The organism is Streptomyces sp. NPDC047525 (assembly GCF_040643025.1).
Taxonomy (GTDB): domain Bacteria; phylum Actinomycetota; class Actinomycetes; order Streptomycetales; family Streptomycetaceae; genus Streptomyces; species Streptomyces durmitorensis.
In genome coordinates this window covers 51,208-68,714 of record NZ_JBEYTL010000020.1, presented here as the reverse complement: position 1 = coordinate 68,714, position 17,507 = coordinate 51,208, and the positions used below count along the sequence as shown (strand labels likewise).

General features: G+C 65.8%; 17 protein-coding genes. 6 read left to right on the top strand and 11 right to left on the bottom strand.

The features are described 5' to 3' along the window. Positions 1-121 precede the first annotated feature (121 nt). The 8 genes from ABZ833_RS38585 to ABZ833_RS38550 all read right to left on the bottom strand — a co-directional run bounded on the left by ABZ833_RS38585 (position 122) and on the right by ABZ833_RS38550 (position 7,838). Positions 122-1,354, bottom strand: a complete 1,233-nt coding sequence (locus ABZ833_RS38585) for a cytochrome P450 (protein ID WP_361057349.1) — start codon at positions 1,352-1,354, stop codon at positions 122-124. Then, positions 1,351-2,574: a cytochrome P450 gene (locus tag ABZ833_RS38580; RefSeq protein ID WP_361057346.1), complete on the bottom strand. Its 1,224-nt coding sequence runs from the start codon at positions 2,572-2,574 to the stop codon at positions 1,351-1,353. The genes ABZ833_RS38585 and ABZ833_RS38580 overlap by 4 nt, the downstream gene beginning before the upstream one ends. Next, positions 2,571-3,149, bottom strand: coding sequence for an ATP/GTP-binding protein (locus ABZ833_RS38575; protein WP_361057343.1), 579 nt, complete (start codon positions 3,147-3,149; stop codon positions 2,571-2,573). The genes ABZ833_RS38580 and ABZ833_RS38575 overlap by 4 nt, the downstream gene beginning before the upstream one ends. 10 nt (positions 3,150-3,159) lie before the next feature. Next, a complete protein-coding gene (locus ABZ833_RS38570) occupies positions 3,160-3,447 on the bottom strand; it encodes a DUF742 domain-containing protein (protein ID WP_361057341.1) in 288 nt (95 codons plus the stop codon). Between the two features lie 62 nt (positions 3,448-3,509). Then, entirely contained in the window at positions 3,510-3,974 is a 465-nt protein-coding gene (locus ABZ833_RS38565; protein ID WP_361057338.1) for a roadblock/LC7 domain-containing protein, read from the bottom strand. Next, positions 3,967-5,352, bottom strand: a complete 1,386-nt coding sequence (locus ABZ833_RS38560) for an ATP-binding protein (RefSeq protein ID WP_361057335.1) — start codon at positions 5,350-5,352, stop codon at positions 3,967-3,969. The genes ABZ833_RS38565 and ABZ833_RS38560 overlap by 8 nt, the downstream gene beginning before the upstream one ends. Before the next feature lie 124 nt (positions 5,353-5,476). Then, entirely contained in the window at positions 5,477-5,671 is a 195-nt protein-coding gene (locus ABZ833_RS38555) for a hypothetical protein (RefSeq protein ID WP_361057332.1), read from the bottom strand. Positions 5,672-6,338: 667 nt separating this feature from the next. Then, positions 6,339-7,838, bottom strand: a complete 1,500-nt coding sequence (locus ABZ833_RS38550; protein WP_361057329.1) for a hypothetical protein — start codon at positions 7,836-7,838, stop codon at positions 6,339-6,341. Between the two features lie 524 nt (positions 7,839-8,362). On the opposite strand from ABZ833_RS38550, the gene ABZ833_RS38545 reads away from it, so the two are divergent. The 3 genes from ABZ833_RS38545 to ABZ833_RS38535 all read left to right on the top strand — a co-directional run bounded on the left by ABZ833_RS38545 (position 8,363) and on the right by ABZ833_RS38535 (position 10,641). Next, the gene (locus ABZ833_RS38545) at positions 8,363-8,950 is read left to right on the top strand and encodes an ATP-binding protein (protein ID WP_361057326.1); all 588 of its coding nucleotides are present in this window, start codon (positions 8,363-8,365) and stop codon (positions 8,948-8,950) included. Next, positions 8,947-10,002 (top strand): aldo/keto reductase, encoded by a 1,056-nt coding sequence (locus ABZ833_RS38540; RefSeq protein WP_361057323.1) that lies wholly within the window; start codon positions 8,947-8,949, stop codon positions 10,000-10,002. The genes ABZ833_RS38545 and ABZ833_RS38540 overlap by 4 nt, the downstream gene beginning before the upstream one ends. A gap of 168 nt (positions 10,003-10,170) precedes the next feature. Next, complete coding sequence (locus ABZ833_RS38535) at positions 10,171-10,641, top strand: DUF6082 family protein (RefSeq protein ID WP_361057320.1); 471 nt, start codon at positions 10,171-10,173, stop codon at positions 10,639-10,641. A gap of 212 nt (positions 10,642-10,853) precedes the next feature. Here the strand turns inward: ABZ833_RS38535 and ABZ833_RS38530 are convergent, their stop codons facing one another. Together ABZ833_RS38530 and ABZ833_RS38525 are read right to left on the bottom strand one after the other, a co-directional pair. Next, complete coding sequence (locus ABZ833_RS38530; protein ID WP_361057317.1) at positions 10,854-11,597, bottom strand: 2'-5' RNA ligase family protein; 744 nt, start codon at positions 11,595-11,597, stop codon at positions 10,854-10,856. An 8-nt stretch (positions 11,598-11,605) separates the two neighbouring features. Then, positions 11,606-12,946, bottom strand: coding sequence for a hypothetical protein (locus tag ABZ833_RS38525; RefSeq protein ID WP_361057314.1), 1,341 nt, complete (start codon positions 12,944-12,946; stop codon positions 11,606-11,608). 671 nt (positions 12,947-13,617) lie between these two features. Here ABZ833_RS38525 and ABZ833_RS38520 point away from each other — a divergent pair. From ABZ833_RS38520 to ABZ833_RS38510, 3 genes are read left to right on the top strand one after another with little or no spacing between them, the layout of a single operon-like run. Further along, positions 13,618-14,481, top strand: coding sequence for a helix-turn-helix transcriptional regulator (locus ABZ833_RS38520; protein ID WP_361057311.1), 864 nt, complete (start codon positions 13,618-13,620; stop codon positions 14,479-14,481). After that, on the top strand, positions 14,478-14,753 hold the full coding sequence (locus ABZ833_RS38515; protein WP_361057308.1) for a DUF397 domain-containing protein: 276 nt from the start codon (positions 14,478-14,480) through the stop codon (positions 14,751-14,753). The genes ABZ833_RS38520 and ABZ833_RS38515 overlap by 4 nt, the downstream gene beginning before the upstream one ends. 16 nt (positions 14,754-14,769) lie before the next feature. Then, positions 14,770-15,573 carry an SAM-dependent methyltransferase gene (locus ABZ833_RS38510; protein ID WP_361057305.1) on the top strand — a complete coding sequence of 268 codons (804 nt, stop codon included), beginning with the start codon at positions 14,770-14,772 and terminating at the stop codon, positions 15,571-15,573. Between the two features lie 149 nt (positions 15,574-15,722). Here ABZ833_RS38510 and ABZ833_RS38505 read toward each other — a convergent pair whose 3' ends face one another. Then, positions 15,723-17,192, bottom strand: a complete 1,470-nt coding sequence (locus ABZ833_RS38505) for a hypothetical protein (RefSeq protein ID WP_361057302.1) — start codon at positions 17,190-17,192, stop codon at positions 15,723-15,725. Positions 17,193-17,507: the final 315 nt, after the last annotated feature.

Sequence of the window (17,507 nt, the reverse complement as noted above, 5' to 3'; positions counted from 1 at the left end):
CCATGCCGCGTCGAAGTGGCGACTGTTCGGGAGGGCGTGGGGCTGGACCTGGAGCGGCTGCACGAAGCGTTGCCCTGGGCGATCCAGCCCCACGGGTTGGGCGATCCCTATGTCTTCTTGGTCAGTCCGTCATGGTGGGGTGGGCCGGGGCGAGAATGACAGGCAGTGTGCGGTAGTCGTTGCCGATGAACGATGACTGCGGCTGCAGGTCGCCCTGGTTGGCGGCGATCCGTAGCCCCGGAAAGCGGGCGAAGAGGGCGGGCAGGGCCACTCTTGCTTCAAGCCGGGCGAGCGGAGCTCCGAGGCAGAAGTGGATGCCGTGCCCAAAGGCGAGGTGCTGCCGATCGGTGCGGTTGATGTCGAACTGGGCAGGGTCAGGGTTGACTTGTGGGTCACGGCCATGCGCGCCGAACCCGATCAGGATGAGGTCGCCGGCGGCGATCACCAGGCCCTCGCCGAGGTCGATGTCCGCGGTGGCAAATCGCAGCGGAAGGTGCATGATCGGTGGGTGCAGACGCAGGACCTCCTCGGTGACGTGGTCCCAGCGGCCGGGCTCGGCGAGGACTGCGGCGAGTTGGTCAGGATGGGACAACATCTCGACGACGGCATGGCTGATGAGCGAGACGGCAGTTTCCGAGCCCGCCCCGATCATGAGGATGAGGGTGCTGACCAGCTCGTCCTGGCTGAGCCGGTCGCCGTCCTCCTCGTGAGCGGCCAGCAGAATGCTGGTCATGTCGTTGCCAGGATGGGTGCTCTTGGTCTCGATCAGGGTGCGCATAGCGGCGAACATGTCGTCGCGGACCTTGGCTACCTCCTGGTCGGGGGCGCTGTTGTCCAGGACCGAGTCGATGACCCGCAACATCTCGGGTCGCTGGCTATCTGGGACGCCGAAAAGGTCGCAGATCACCTGGGTCGGGACGGGGTAGGCGAATGCGGCGCGCAGGTCGACGGTGCGTCCGGGCGTGGTGGACTCCAGGGAGTCGAGGAGGCCGGTGACGATCGCCTCGATCGCCGGGCGCATTGCCTCGATCCGCCGCGCGGTGAACGCCTTGCCGACGAGGTCCTTGAGGCGCTTGTGGTCGGCGCCGTCGCTGGTGAACATGCTGACGACATCGACCCAGGCGGCCAGCCACGGTATGGAGAAGGGCTGGTAGCCGGGCCAGCTCTGGCGGGCGTCCTTGGACACCCGCCTGTCGGTCAGCAGGTTTCTGACGACGTCGCCTCGGGTGACGGACCAGGCCACCAGGTTGCTGGGCATCTCAACGCGGACGGCCGGCGCCGCAGCACGCAGCTGGTCAGCCTGCTCGTACAGGTGATGGCCGGTTGTGTCGAGGGGAATCGGAGTGCTGGTCACGCGGTGCCTCCAGACGAGGCGGCCGCGGTGAGGGCGGCCGCGGTGGCGGGCTTGAACGTGGCGCTCACGGCGCTCGGGCACTGATGGAAGGGCCCGGGCCGATTGGGAACACTCTGATCGGTCAGACGCATGGCCCACAACTGGTCGAGGATGGTCTCCACGGCGGCCTGGGCGATGCGGGTGGCCGGTCCGACCGCGGGGCAGCGGTGCGGGCCTGCCGACCAGGCCAGGTGATCACGGGCGCCGCGCGTCTCGGCGGGCAGGGCCGGGTCGGTGTTGGCGGCCTGATGACTGATCATGATGGGTATCCCGGCGGGGATCTGGATGCCGTGCAGCACTGTGTCGTGGCGGGCGAAGTGCACCGAGAAGTGCGCCATCGGGGAGTGCGTACGCAGGGTCTGCTCCATGGCGCGCTTCACGGTGACGGCGCCGCCCACCAGGGAGCGGCTGTACTCCTCGTCGCTCAGCAGGAGGCGGACGCTCTGTCCGATCCAGGCCGCGGTAGGAATCGTTCCGGCACCGACCACGACGAAGAGCTGGTTGAGAATCTCCTCGTCGCTGAGCTGGGCGTGATGAGTGACCATCCACGTGGTGATGTCCCGGCCGGGCCTGTGCCTTTTGAGGCCGACGAGTTCGGCCAGGCACCCGATGAGGTCTTGCGCCGCCAGGCCCGCGCCGGGGCCCGCGTTGATGACCCCCTGGCAGGCTGCGACGAGCCGGGCTCCGACCTCCTGCGGGCATCCCAGCAGATCGGCGAAGGCCATCAACGGCACCGTGTCGGCGAAGTCGGCCATGACGTCGACCGTGCCGAGCGGCGCGACCCGGGAGATCAGCGTGGCCGCGTGCCGGCGGGTGATCTCCTCCAGTTCCTGAAGGTCGATGCGGCCCAGGCAGTCGTCCATCGCGGCACGCAGCCGCTGATGGGTGGCGCCATCGGCGTACAGCAGGCTCGGGCGCCATCCCATGAGCGCCAGCACTGGGCTGTGCTTCGGGACATGCCCGTTGTTCAGCGCCCACCACCGGCGTGCGTCCTTGCTGTACGTCGCGGTGTCGTGCAGGAGGTCGAGTGCGGCGCGGTGGCTGGTCACCACCAGGGCGTGGACACCCTCGTCGATCTCGGCCCAGGCAACCGGGCCCAGAGAACGCAGTTGGTCGATGGCCACGTGGGGTTGCGCGGCGTACGCGTCACCGAAAAGACGGGGCAGAGCGGGAGAGGTCATCGTGTGAGCTCCAGAACGGGATAGGACAGCAGGTGCTCGACGAGCGCGATCAGCCCGGACTTTGCGGAGGCCAGGCGACGTGCGTCGAGGAAGACCAGAGGAATGTCCGGAGCCAGGGCCAGAGAATCGCGGATCTGTTCCGGGCTGTACTGGCGGTATCCCTCGAAGGAGTTGACTGCCACGACGTAGGGCAGGCCGGCAGTGTCCAGGAGGTTGAGCCAGCGGAAGCTCTCCTCGGCCCGGTCGGGATTGCGGGTATCGACCAGAACCAGTCCGGCGATGGCTCCGCTCAACAGGGCCCGTGCTGTGTCGTGGAAGCGGGGCTGGCCGGGGGCACCGAACAGGTACAGGACAATCTCGGGGGTGATGGTGAGGCGCCCGAAGTCCATCGCCACCGTGGTGGTGTACTTGTGTTCCAGGTCCGCGAGACTGTCGATCCTCTCCCCGGCCTGCGTCATCTTCTCCTCGGTGTTGAGGACCTCGATCTCCGAGACCGTCTCCACGTAGGTGGTTTTGCCGACTCCGAAGGCGCCGAAGATGACGATCTTCACCGAGTGGGTGACCTGTTCAGACACATAACGGATGTCAGAGTTTACGGAGACCACTGAGTACCGCCTCCAGCAGCGATCGGTCCGTTTCAGCAATACGGACGGGGTTCTGCGCGGCAAGGTGACCGTCGTCGACCAGTTGGGAGACGATGACCTTGACCACGGCGGCGGGCAACTTCAGATGGGAACTGACCTCCGCCAGGGACAACATCCCGCCCGAGCACAGACCCATGACGCGGCTGGCCTGTGCACCCAACCCGGTGGGCGAAAGGCTCGGGTTCGGGGTGAGCAGGGTCGCCTCGTCCAGCGTGTTGCGGGTGGGCACGGCTCTTCCGCCCGTGGCCGCGTGCGAGCGCACCATGCCCCAGCGCGTGCGGCCGTCCGGGCTCATGCGAGCGTGGAGGCGCGGGCCATTCGAGCTTGCTGCTCCCGATGCGCTACCGCCCGCTCGGCCGCCGCCAAAGACTCGCCGAACGAGGCGATGGTCTTGAGGGCCATCCCGGTAGCCACGGTCACTGCGGGGCTTACCTCGTCGCCTTCCACCGCGACCCCCAGCACGGAGTTGGTGCCCGCGGTAAACAGCAGAATGGTTGAGGACTTCAGGTCCAGCGTGACCCGGCGCACCTTCGTCTCGTCAGCCGTCTTCCCGGACAGCCCGGTCAAGTTGGCCCCGAGCGCCCGAAGGCCGGCGAGCGCCGCTGCAGCCCGGTCGACGTCGTCGACGCTGGCATTGGAGTAGGCGAGCTTGATTCCGTCGACGGTTACCAAGCAAGCAGCGATGATGCCGGGCACCTCGGTCATCTTGTCCAGTTTCCAGGTCAGGTCGACATTGTCGGCGGAGTTCTCAGTCATGGTGGTGTCCACTTTCGGTAGCAGGGAAGTTCTCGAGGTCCTTAGCGAGGGCCGCGCGTCGTGTGGCGAGCTGCTCGGCGAGGGTCTCCGGGTCGGCGCTGTCGGTGGCTGCCTCCATCCCCACGGAGGCGGTCACCGCAATATCAGCGCGCCGGTCCCGGCGTGGCAGGGCCGGAAGGCCCTGCTCGCCGGGCACCACCGACGGATCCACGTTGGGCGTGGTCGTTGCCGTGGGACGCTGGCCGGGGGGCGTGTCCGCCGAGGGGCCAGGTGCGTGCGCGGGCTCTGTGGGACGCTCACCCAGCAGCTCCCGAGGGATCCAGAGCTGCGCCCGCACCCCGCCAGCTGGGGACAGTGCGCTGACATCGGCCCGGAACCCGTACGTCTGGGCCAGGCGTCCGACCACGGCGAAACCGAGGGCACGCTCATCGGTCAGGTTCGTGACATCCATGTCGTTGGCCTGGGACAGCAGCCGCTCCGCCTCGGCGCGCTGAAAGTTGTTCATGCCAAGGCCGCCGTCGTCGACCACGATGACGTAGCCGGTCTCCACACGCCGCAGGTACACCGAGACCTCGCCGCTGGAGAACGAGGTTGCGTTATCGACCAGTTCCATCAACGCCACCGCGAGCGGCTCGGCCACCAGGCCCTCGACGAACACTTCCGCGGTGTCGGACAGGTAGGTGTAGGCAACACGTCGGTAGTCGTCGACGCGGCCTCTGGCACTCTCGATGATCTCCGCGAAGGTGCAGTCGGCACGCTGGATTCCTGGCCAGGACCCGGCCAAGATGCGCAGCCTCTGTACAAAGTGCAGGGCCCGAGTGACCAGATGGTCGAAGCCGATCAGGGCTTGACGGTGCGCGTCATCCGGCTCCTGCGGCCCGACAGCGGGAGGCTTCTTAAGTTCCTCGTCGATGAGTTGGTGGCAGCGGGTGAGCGCTGTCTGCGCGTCCTCGGCTACAGCGCGGACGCCGGCGCGCGCTGAGCGGCTCACGTCATCCCGGACTACCTCGATCGCCTCGTGGACCGTGGCCGCAGCGAGGGTGTGGAGCTCCGGGAGCGAGGTTTGACTGAGGAGTGGGTCCTTGAACTCCGGTACGACGACCCCAGGGTGCCGACGCGCCTCGGCATCCACCAGCGCGGGCAGGCGCACCTCTACGAAGTGTCTGGTCTCGTCGATCACCGCATTGAAGAAGCGGTAGTTGCGTTGCGCGAGTTCAAGGTTCTCTTGGGCAGAACCTTCGGCCACGCGCAAGGAATTCCGGTCCTGGGTCAGTGTGCCGCATACCGCGCGTTTGGCGCGGATCTGCCAAGCCAGCGCGCCGGATACGCCCACCAACCCGGAGCTCAGGAAGGTCTCAACCACTACATGCGAAATCATGAACGTCCTCTGGCTGAACGTTGAGGCAGAAGGTAATCGGCCATCGAGACGCGCCTCACGGGCAGGGAAGGCCACGGGGCGAAGCCATCGACGACCGGGGCGGTACAACGCCCCGACGGCCGGTCTAGAGGATCAATCGAGCCATTGCATCGGCTACTGACTGAACAGCGCGGCTGATACTGGGGGCGAGCGAGCTTTCGCGCAGATAGAAGCCGAGGAGTACGGCCAGGACGGCGTGCCAGGGTTTCAATCCACTGCTGCGGATGAGTATCGCGACGACGACTGCCAAGACGACCACCAGCGACAGGTGGACTACCACGGTGGCGTCCCCTCCTTCTCCCTGTGTTCACGCGGCTACCACCAACCGCAACAGGGCACGAGAGGAGCTCAGTTCCGTGTGGAGCGCGTAGGGCTCGGTGGTGTCGTGATCGTTCTCGTGCGGGAGGAGCCAAAAGCTTGTCCTCGGACATGCGATAGGGGCAGGTGAAGCGAGGTTGCTGCACTCCCAAGTCCCGGTGCCTGCAGTGCACTTCGAGTGGGCGCCGGCCCACCAATCGCGCGTGCCATCCGGAACGGGAATGTGCATCGCCCCGTGGGCTTGGCAACAAAGGACTGGTCCGACCGGAGAGGCGGTGTCGCGCATTGTCTCGAGCGCATGCATTCCTAAACGCAACCCCGTACTCACAACGTGGATCCCATAACCAGGCAGCGCCCTCGGGCGTGGCGTCGCAGCACATTGAAGCTGCCAAGGGTGACGGGTGGCGAGAATCATGGGAACTCCGGAAGGGGAGAGGTAGGCCGACCTTCAGGGGATTCCGAATGGGGTGAATCCGGAGATCGGAAGAGCGGATGCGGGTTGTGTCCGGCGACGTGCGCCAAGGGTTGCCATTTCATGGCCACGTTCTGGAAAGCACGTGACAGGACCCGGTGAGCTGCACGTGCGAGGGACCTATGTGGACTGCTTGGGGGGTTCGTAGTGCGGGTCCTCATTGGGCCGCCCAGTCCATCGCCGCATCGAGGGCGCAGTCGGCATCGGCGGCGCGGGCGATGGCGGGGTGGGCGTCCAGGGGATCTCCGCTGACTCCTATGAGAACAACGGGGATCTCGGCGCCGAGAGCGATGCCGATTTCCATCTGGGCATCGCCCTGAGCCGCGATGACGAGTCGGGACCGGAGGATGTCCTCGGTGCGGAGCTGGAAGGCAACGCAGTCTGCGGCTGGCCCCGCGTCGAACTGACTGACGCAGCGCTTCGCGGCAACCAGGTCGAGCCAGCGAGCGGTGCAGTGGAGGGGGGCCGACATCCGCTCACGCAGTGCCCGCAGGTCTGACTGGTCTTGGACTGAGCCGGCCAGGTACACGGGCACGACGCCGTGGGGGACGGGACAGGGAAGGTACGTGCGCGGTGCCAGCTCGGTGATGTTCGGTGTTCTGGGCGTATGCCGGGAAGTGGGGCCGGTGGCACGGCGGCTGGGTCCGTAGGGCAGCAGCGGGACAGTGGCGTTGGGCAGGTCCTCCGACAGGGATGGCATCGCGATGATGCGTCGTTGGTGCTCGACTTGTTCTAGGGCTTGCGTCGGATAGAGGAAGCGCGGCTGTCCGCCTGCGGCCAGCATGAGTGTGCCGAAGATCTGTTCTTCTTCCATCACGGTGCGCGTGCGGTCTTTCAGGAGCGCCAGGTGGCGGGGGTCGCAGTGCCCTCGCGCTACATCTTGGGTGACGGCGGCGAGAGCGTCCTCACGAGCCTGGTTCTCTCGGTCGGCGTGCTGCAGCAGCAGCCACGCAGCGTCGGCTACATGCGCGCCGTCGCGCCGCGCCCGCGGCCAGCCGTGACGATTCACGGCTTCAAGGACGTGCTCGGTGGCTGCCTGGGACATCTCGAAGTACGACTCGAGGTCGGGGTCTGCTGTTGCGAGATCGGGTGCAACGTCCGGCAGGAGCGTCAACGGCATGGGCCAGTCCGGGTATCCCAACGCCTGATTGATGAGACCCTCGAGCTCCGGTTTGGTGTGCAGAGTTCTCAGCGCCCCAGCGAGCAGAACCTGCTCGTCCTCGGCAATGAGCACGAGGTCCTCCCACTCGCGAGCGATGCCCGTTGCGCGACGACGGGACGGGGGTGGGCCGTCGAGCGGCAACTCGGAAACATCGATCAACATTGCTTCCGCACGGCGAGAGTTGAACCGGCCATCGTGGGTAGTCGGCAGCTCTGCGACGCGGGCAACCGGCCGGACGACAAGCTCCTCGGGCAGAAGCTGCCGCGCGTGCTCGGTCACTGCGTCGACCGAGGCGTGGCCATCCAGCACGACCAGCGCCCCGATGGTGGTGCCCAGCGCGGAGTGCGGTACCACCACCGCTGCGGCCGCCGTGACGGACGGGTGTTGCAGCAGGGCGGATTCGACCAACTCGGGCGCCGTCGCCGCGGAGGGAGAGACGTCGTCTGTCTCGGCGCTCTCGACGGACTGCCGGAGATGCCTGGCCACCTCGGCCATAGGGGCTGCTGGCTGTGGTTCCGGCGTGGGCCCGGTCACGAGCTAGCCACCGTGGCGCGGTGGAGCGAGTTCTGCTCATGGGCCAGGAGCTCGGGCTGGCTTCGGTCCGTGAACTGCCGGCTCAGGCGCGCGGAGGGATGAATTCGATGGGTGGTCATGAAGGTCGTCCCGGTCAGTGTCGAAGGTCCCGGGCAGCGTTGTCCGTCGACCTGTGCGGTGTTCTCGGGCTTGGCCCGGTCCTTGCCAGTACGTCGCGGTCGCGCTGTCCAGCTACTTGATCCGAGGCTCTGCGCCGCCATTCAGAGGAGGACAGTGCGACAGATGCCGTCGGCTCTGCCAGGTTGATCGATCCCAAGCGGTTTGGATACGCCAAACCTTGGCCACCTTGTGGCCAAGTTGCCGTCGTCGACCATGCGTTGGTGCCCGCTCAGGCCCGAGAACCGGCCCTGTGGACCGATCTCAGCAGCGTCGGGGCGCTGCAGACAAGATCCAAGCCACCGAGATGGCCACAAGGTGGCCAAGGTATGGCGTATCCGTCGGCCAGCCTGTCGGGGAGGGTTGAGAACCAGGGCCCGACCCTTCGGCCCGCGCCACAAGGCGACTCGACACGCGAGGAGACGACGGTGCCGCCGACTGCAGCCGAACTCGTCCAGGACCAGACCCTGGGGCAACTGGTCGAGCACCGTACCTTCGAACTCATTGCTGTGGCTGAACCCGCGGTGTGGGTCCGTGGGGTGGTGCGCAAAACGCTGGATGGCCGGACCGACCCGAGCCGGATCGACGACACCGTCTTGGTCACCAACGAACTCGTGACCAATGCGATCCAGCACGCAGGTGGGCCGGTGTCCTTCACTCTCGACCTCTACGAAAAGGGCGTCACCGTAGGCGTCGTCGACCGAGGAACGGACACCAGCGTCATTCCGGACACACCCGAAAGTGTCCTGGCTGACCTGGCTGATGACGAGGTCGGCGCAGTCAATCTGGCGGCCCTACCCGAGAACGGGCAGGGCCTGTACTTGATCTCAGCGATCTCTACTGCATGGGGAGTTGAATCGACCGACCGTGGCAAGGTCGTGACCGCCGCCTTCATCCTGGGCGGGAGCAGCACGTGACAGCTCATGATCTCGGAGCCCGCCACCTGTGCCGTGGTGTTGTCACGCATCCACTCGGGCTGCACTGCGAAGTAGCCGATCCAGGTAGGGCCCTCGATGGGGCGACGACCACCAGCAGTTTTCTCGACGGGCTCCATCGGGCTGTCGAACGCGGGGCTACCTTCTTGGACACTGCCGATTCGTACGGCTGCGGTCACTCGGAACGGCTGATCGGCCGATTCCTCCGCCAGGACCCGGACCTGCCGCTTCAGCTGAGCAGCAAAGTGGGGCAGTCACGAGGAACGGCGCCGCACGCGTACGCCGGCAGGCACATCCAGCACCAGCTCGATCAGACGTTAGAGAACCTCTACGTCGAGCAACTCGATCTGTACACGCTGGACAGCTTCGACTTCGGCCGCCGCGATCGCTACCTGGGCAATGCCATCGACGTGATGCGCACACTGCGGGAGGTGGAGTCCATCAAGGCGATCGGCATGCGGGGGCCGTACGCGCGCTACGGCGCCTCCCCCGAGGAGTGGGCGGCACAAGGCGAGCGGTTTCTGCACCTGTTTCGCCTGATCAAACCGGATGTGGTCTGGACTCCGTTCAATGCCTTCACTCCGGCTGTGCTGATCGAGGGCGAGGACCTTTTCTCCTTTACCGCCCGTCACGGGGTCGGACTAGTGCTGGCCGCTCCGCTGGCCCATGGTGTGCTTTCTGGGAAGGCGACCGCGTGGGCTTCGTCGCCCCGATCCGTAGCGCCGAGGTTGCCTCGGCTCATGTCGTGCTTCACCGAAGGAGTCGAGGAGGCTCTGGGGGCACTCCGCCGACACTTCGGTGAAGCTCCAGGGACACTGACCCGCGTGGCCCTTCGCTCGTCTCTGCAGCGAGGCAACCAGTGCGTGGTGGTTGTCGGCTTCAGTAACGAGGAGCAGGTCGAGGAGAACTACAGCTGCTTGGGCGGCCCTCTCACCGAGCACGAACTCGGAATCGTTGACGACATCTACGCTCAGCTTCGCTCCTGCCTTCAGAAAGCTGCCGCACGGACGTCCGTCCAGGAGCTGTCGGTATGAGCGACACAACTATGGGCGCTGCGATGGTCCCTGACCTTGCTCAGCGCAGGGCGGGCCCGATTGGTTTGACGAGGCGCGGCTCCAGCTCTCTGGGACCTCCCGACAGACGGCCTGGCGCCGCGGCCGCGGCCCGCAGGCCTCTCCTCCAACAGCAAATGAGGTAGCACGGTGAACCGTTCAGTTCTCGCTCTCGGCGCCACTGCTGTAGCCATCGCTGCGGTACATACCGTCCAACGGCATCTCCAGCACAGAGAGGTGCTGGAGATGGAGATGCACAAGGCGCATGGGCACATCCTCGAGGTCGCCGCAACGCATCCCGCCTTGGATCCAATATGGGTACGGAATCATCCAAACCATGTTAAAGAGGATGAGTCGGGGGCGCTCCTGATGTGCCAGTGGTGGCTCGAGTCTTGGCGCGCCGGCCTCAACCTTGGGATCTACACGCCAGACATGCTGCGGGAGAACGCCAGATGCTTCATGGCGGACCCTGTGGGCCTCAAAGCGTGGGCTCTCACCCGTCGCCGGCGGCGCCTGCAGTCCAGAAACCGGCGCGACCGTCTCCACGTCGCGCTACTCGACGCCGCATACAGCGAAGCCGACGGCCCGAGCCGGTACCCCGGCCTTGAAGTCGAGCCGTAGTCGGCGACGCGACCCGCACTGCCCGCCCGCCGCGCCAGCCGACGGTGCTGTGCCCTCGAAGTGCCTCCACGGCGCTCTCGGGTCAACAGGCGTCCATTGCCCGAAACAGCCATCCCCGACGCGCGTTTGCTGCTCTGTAGCGTTCTTGAACGAGGTGGCGGAAGGAGGCCATGCCGATCGCTCTCTTCGCCTCACCGACCGACCCGCTCTGCTCACAAGGGCGGCACGCGGGGTGATCGTGGGCGCAGAGGAATGCTGCGCATGACGTTCCAGCGGTAGGCCGGGGAAGCGCCGCTGGTTCTGCGGAGTTCCACCAGCTCCACGCTGGAGATTTCCAGAGGGACAGGGGAGAGCGTGCGCAGGCGGGCGACGCTGCTGATGACTGGGGCAGCCGCGCGGTCCTGGTTGTTGTACTGGATGCCCAGGTGAGGACGGAAGCCAGCAGTGGGCTTGCCCCCGGGAACACAGGCTTGGCGGCCTATATCGCTGAGCGCAGCATGCAGGCGGACGAGAGGTGACCACGGCGAAAGGGTGTAGCGAATCGCTCCTCGCGACCCGGCCATGGGATGTGCCAGGATCCGGAAGGTCTCCACGGGCATCTGCTCGGTAAGGTCGCCAAGAAGTTGGACTTGTCCCTCCGGCACCCGATCGGTGTCTCCGATGCGGGGCATCGTCACATGGAGTCCTTTTCCCGGCACTCGATCCATGGCCAGATGTGAGAGTTCCTCCTGGCAGCGCTGTGCCTGGGCACGCAGATCAGAGGCGTCGGGGAACGTCAGCATCCAGTAGTAGACACGACGGCCGCTGGTCCACCCGGGCCGCGCCCAGTGGTTCGTCATCCTGTCGAGCATGGTGAATGCCCTCCAGTCGTGATCGACGAGCTGCTCCGGAGCGTTGAGGTCCGCCGGCGGCATGGGAGGGAAAGCACCCGGGTGGACATCCAGTTCGGGCGGCACGACTCTCCTTACTGCAATGGCGCAAAGTCCGCGCTCGAGCCAGCAACGATGGGTTCGGCCCGTGGCTGTGAGCGCCAGGTTCGGAGCTCCTGGGCATAGTCGCCTACGTGGGGCTCATCGCGCCAGCGCTCGGCGTGCATGTACAGCTCGATCGCCCGTTGCCATACGGACGTGATGGGCGCGGTCGTCCCGGCGTGCAGTGCGCTCGTGCCGAGAGCCATGGCCTGCTCCACATCGGGGCGCTTCTGCTGGAGGAGGGCTGTGGCGACATCCAGCCTCACCAGCGCGCGGCTCCATTCGGAATCAGACTGCTCGATCAGATCGTCGATCTTCTCCGCACATGAGAGAACTTCACGGGTGTCGTTGAGCGAGAGCCTTGCGGTGATCACGTTGGCCAGGGTGCGCGCCAGACTGTAGGGGGCGAATGAGATGCAGGACGTGAGACCGGATGGCAACGTGGGAAGCCGGTCGGAGAGATCCAGGGCTTGTCCGATCGAACGCTCTGCTCCCCGTCTGTCTCCGAGGCGGGCCAGGGCGCGAGCCCGTCCGTTAGCCATCAGGCGGATGGACTGGCCGTCGTTTGGCGCCAGGGCGATGCCCGCGGCGGCCGCTGAGTCGGAATCGGCATAGCGGCCTTGGTAGTACAAGCTCAACGACCGAGTTCCGGCAGCCCACAACCGCAGCTGCGTATCTCCGATGTCTTCGGCGAGGGTTTCTGCCTCAGTGCAATACGCCTCCGTCACGGCGGGCTCTGCTCCGGCGTTAACGGCCATGTAGGCAAGAAGACCTGCAGCACGCCCCGTCATAGCGAACAGCTCGGTACGTACAGAAGGCAGGTGCTGTCCGCCGAGCAAGGCGTGCAGCGTGCCCCGGATCACTCGCACCTCACCGGCAAGAGTCTGCGGACCGCGTGTCTCGTAGCGGTCCACTACACCCTGCAGCTGGAGGCTGAGGTGTTCCAGCACCGCGGCGTCGGCATTCGACCGGGTCAGGCTCTGCGTCTGGGTGACCACCTCGAGCGGGTTGTCAAAAGCGCCGTAGGGCGTGTCGCAGGACGATACGCCTGCGCTCCGATCAGCCCCGAGGGGCGCGAACAGCAGAGCTACGGGCTGTTCGAAGAGGTACTCCAGGACGTTCCTGGTATCGCGATGAGGTAATTGCTTCAGATCGCCGGCCATCCATCGGTCGAAAGTGCGGCGGGCCACGGAGGCGCCCGCGAGCCGCTTCTCCCCGGTCTGCTGGGCCAGTTCTCGTGCGGCATCAGTGAAATGCGTGCTGAACGTCTCGAGTGTCGTCCAGTGTTTATTTTGAGCCAGCTGACGAAACAACGTCATTCGTACGATCTGCATAGCGCGTACCTCTGGGATCTGGGGCGAGTCAGGCAAGCTCGTCGTGCACAGCGGCGCCCCGTCGCATCGCTGGCCATCCTGGGGGGGGGCAGCGCAGGCTCGCAAAGTGCCATCACGAGCAGCTGCCTGATGAACTAGTGCGCGACCACTGCACTTTGGCTGCCACCGAGCCGGCCAGGTCGCCGCGGTCTGCCTTCGTCGCTGCACCCAAGTTCGCAGGGGGTGGGGCGAACATCTCGGAGCACGCACAGCCCAAGAGCCGCTCAAGAACCATCTGAGTGTCCCGCGCGGGCATACCCGCCAATCCATCGATCATCCACCGGTCAAAGGTGCGTCGGGTGACTGCAACACGTCTGTTGAGGCTGGCCGGTCCGCTCAACTCGCGCGCGACCCGTTCAAAGTGCACGCAGAACACAGCCCAGTTGTCCCATTGCCGCCCCTCTATCAGGAGGCGGAATGACGTGGGGCGGGCTGGCATCTCAAACCTTCCTGGGGCGAAGGCGGGGAGCTTGCATCCGTACTACGTGAGCTGAGTCACGCTGCAACTATGGTCTCTGGTGCCCCCAGCCGCAAGTGTCCATCTGATAATTTCAGACTGCCCGCAACCACCTGTCGGTTTCATCAACTCCCTGGCACACTCGGCTAGATGACGTAGAAGCAGGAGGTGAGACGTGGGAGAGCCACGAGCCAGCGCTCCGGTGGTGCTACGGATTGTGCTCGGCGGGCGGCTTAGGGCATTGCGCGAGAGCGCCAAGGTGACCCGGGAGCAGGCTGCCAAAATCATCGACGTCACCCCGCTGACGATCCGCAGACTGGAGAACGCGGAAGTCCGGCTCAAGATCCCATACGTGGACCTTCTGCTCCGTGCGTACAACGTCGATGGGGGCTCGGTTGATGAATTCCTTGACCTGGCCAAGCAAGCCAACGAGCCAGGCTGGTGGAACCGGTACCGTGATGTGCTGCCTGACTGGTTCAGCGCGTACGTGAGCCTTGAGGACGCAGCCAGCCTCATCCGCGCCTACGAACCGCACTACGCTCCCGGTCTCTTGCAGACCAAGGAGTATGCCCGCACCATCCTGAGCGCTGGACTGACCAAGGGCTCGGCTGACGAGCTCGAGCGCCGTGTGGATCTGCGCCTCAAGCGGCAGGAGTTGTTGACCACGTCCGAGGCCCCCGCGTTGTGGGTTGTGCTCGAAGAGGCTGTGCTCCAGCGGCCCGTGGGCGGAACGGCTGTGATGAGGGGCCAGCTCGAGCGGCTCCTTGAGTCCCTCGACATGCCGAACATCTCTTTGCAGATCCTGCCGTTCTCGATTGGACCGCACCTTGGAGCCTACGGGCCCTTCAGCCTCTTCCGCTTCGAGAGCGGGGAGCTCGGAGACGTCGTTTACACCGAGGGTCTCACCGACGCCTCTTACCAGGACGAACCCCTAGACGTCGCCGCTCATCTGGAAGCGCTCGACCACATGTCCACCCAGGCGTCAACAGTGGACGAAACCCGAAAGATTCTGGAAAAAGCCCTCAAGGAACACATATGAACCACAGGACCGTACCTGCCACCTCCCTCGGCGACAGCGGCTGGGTCAAGCCCTGGAGCGGCGCGAACGGTGGCAACTGCGTCGAAGCCAAGGCTCTCAAGGACGGCAGCGTTGCGTTGCGACAGTCCACCGACCCCGCAGGCCCTGCCTTCATCAGCGGCCCCGAGGCGTTCGCCGAGTTCATCCGGGCGATCAAGGAGGGGGAGGCCGACTATCTCCTTGAACCACCCGGTGCCGGCGCAGGCACCCACAGCCTGACCACCACGAGTTGAGGAAAAGGGCACCAGCATGGGCGACACCAGACAGATCGATACGACCAAGCCGCATCCCGCTCGCATGTACGACTTCTATCTCGGCGGCAAGGACAACTACCCCGTTGACCAAGCCGCTGCGTCCCAAGTCGAGAAGGTCTTCCCGACGGTCAAGACATGCGCGCGGGCCAACCGCTTATTCATGCACCGAGCCACCCGCTTTCTCGCGGGGGAGGCAGGCATCCGGCAGTTCCTGGACGTCGGGACAGGCATTCCCACTCGGCCCAACCTGCACGAGGTTGCACAGGCATCAACACCTGACGCCAAAATCGTCTATGTTGACAACGATCCCATCGTCCTCGCCCACGCCGACGCCCTGATGCGCAGCCTGCCAGAAGGACGGACCGCCTACATTCAAGCCGACGTCAGGCAGCCGGACTCCATCATCCACGCCGAGCGGCTCCGCGACGTCCTGGACCTGAGCCAGCCGGTGGCCCTCTCACTCAACGCCTTGTTGCACTTCGTGCCCGACTGCGATGGACCGTACGGCATTGTGGAACGCCTCCTTGAGCCGCTTGCCCCTGGCAGTTATCTCGTTCTGTCTCACTGCACGCCCGACTTCGCACCGGAAATGTGGGAAAAGGTCATCGCCACATATCATGCAGGCGGGATTCCAGCCCAAGTCCGCTCTCAGGATGAGGTGCTGCGATTCTTCGACGGCCTGCATCTCGTTGAGCCAGGCGTTGTCGTGCCACACCGATGGCGCCCCGATGGCCAGATTGAGGCGAAAGCCACGGACGCCGCTGTCTCGTTCTACGCTGGTGTAGCGCTGAAACCCTGAGGTCGACAGTCCAAACGTAATCCAGTACTGGCTCTGCATTCTCGTTGGTGCAGGTGATGCTGGTCGGCCGTTCGTCGTCCGTGACGGAGTGCTCTGCGCCTCTGCACGCCCTCGAGGGGCCATCGTTGACACCGTCGAGGGCCGGTCTCCTATACGCGAGTTCGGCAGTAGATACAGGCGTGGTCTGCCGAGTGCGGGCCGACTAGCCGGGCCAGTTGATCCCACGGCGTGCTGCGGGCTGTCGTGTCGATCAGTGATTGCACCACGTCGATCAGGTTCCTGTTCAGGCTGGGAGCCAGCCCGACCAGGTGCACCGCAACCCCGGGGTGCCATATGACGTGCTCGATCACGGCGGCGATGTCGTCGGCGTCCCCGCACTCGGGCAGGACCAGGAGATTGTCCTGGTCGGTGACGACGAGCGCGATAGCCGGTGCTGGCTCGTAGCGTCCGTCTGCCTTCTCCGTGCGCAGCACCACGATCTCCAGTGGCACGCCCGCGGCCTCGGTATCGGGAAGAGCGCGCGGAACGTGGAGGGCGATGAGGTTGCTGTCGGGCATGGTGGCGCACCAGGCCGGGCCCGCGAGGGCCGGCCAGGTACCCAGGGCAACGCCTGCGGCGCTGCGTGGGTGCGCGTCCAGGGCGCTCAGGACCAGCTGAGCGCGGTAGCTCTTGCTGGCCTGAACGGGCTTAACGGATGCGTTGAGGTGATGGGCTGCGCTCGCGGGTAGGCCGGCCGTGTCGACGAGGACGGCGCGGGCACTGTCAGGGTCGCCGAAGTACCGGTGGGCGTCATGTGCCAGGCGCTGCGAGGGTGCGTTCTCCATCAACCAGTTCAGACCCTGCCAGAAGTCGCCGGTGTAGGCGTGCCGCTCGTGGGCGAGAGTGAACCGGACCGGGACTTGCCAGACGGTCTCATCGCAGTCTGCGGGTAGAGCGGACCAGTCCGGAAGGGCGCCAGGCCGCCATCCGTCGGAGGCCATTCCCCAGCGGGAGTCGCCCAGTTCACGTACCGACGCGGCGAGATCGCCGCTGAGTTGATCGGCGGTTGCGGCACAGCGGCGGCGGAAGGCATCCGCCTCGGCCAGCGGCGGTGGCAGAGCCTCTGTGAGTTGGGTGCCGGGTTGCCATGCCGTGACCAGTGGTGGGGTTGCACACCCCGCGGGCCACCAAGGAAGCCGCTCGTTGATCGCGGCGGCGAGGTCTCCGAGCTCGTCGGCATGGACGGGGACTTGTCTCGCCCGATGCACGAGGTCGTGGAGCTCGTCGGCGTTCTTCGTTTCGGAGCGGTACAAGTCGATGAGGCGTACCAGGCTTGAGTGGCTGGTGTACCCGGGCTCGGACTCTGTCGGCAGGATCACGAGTGTCCCCAGCAGCGCACCCTGCGCCTCCTCGTCGGAGTCGGAGAGCAGCTTGTGCACCAGGTGCTGTAGCGGAGTTCCATGCGGCCACGAAGGCGGCCACCCAAACAGACGGGAGCCCTCACCGGGCGCCATCACTGTGACGAGCCACAACGACGGGCCGGTGCCCGGCCCGCCTTGCGGCGAGTAGGAGACGACATGCACATCGACCGGCGGCCGCCGCATTTCAACATCGACGTCGGGGTTCTGGCGCAGTTGCACCGTGCGCTGCCCCCTCCGTTCGAGGTGCGGGCCGTCCGGGCCAGGGAGCAGCCACGAGGCCATGCGGGTCGGCAGAGGGCGTCCGGATGCCGCGCACCAGCGGGCCACAGTGCTGCCGCGCCACAAGGGCCGGTCCTCGGTGCTGCCTTCGGCATCTGGAGCGGGCAGCGGAGTGGCAGCGCCGGCCGATACCGGTGAACGGAGCTGGGTGATGCGACCCTTGGACAGGCCGGTCAGCCTGGCGATGTCGGCGCAGTTGTAGGCGGGAGCGAGGGCGGCCTGGGTACCACGGGACCGAAGTAAGTTCACCCACCA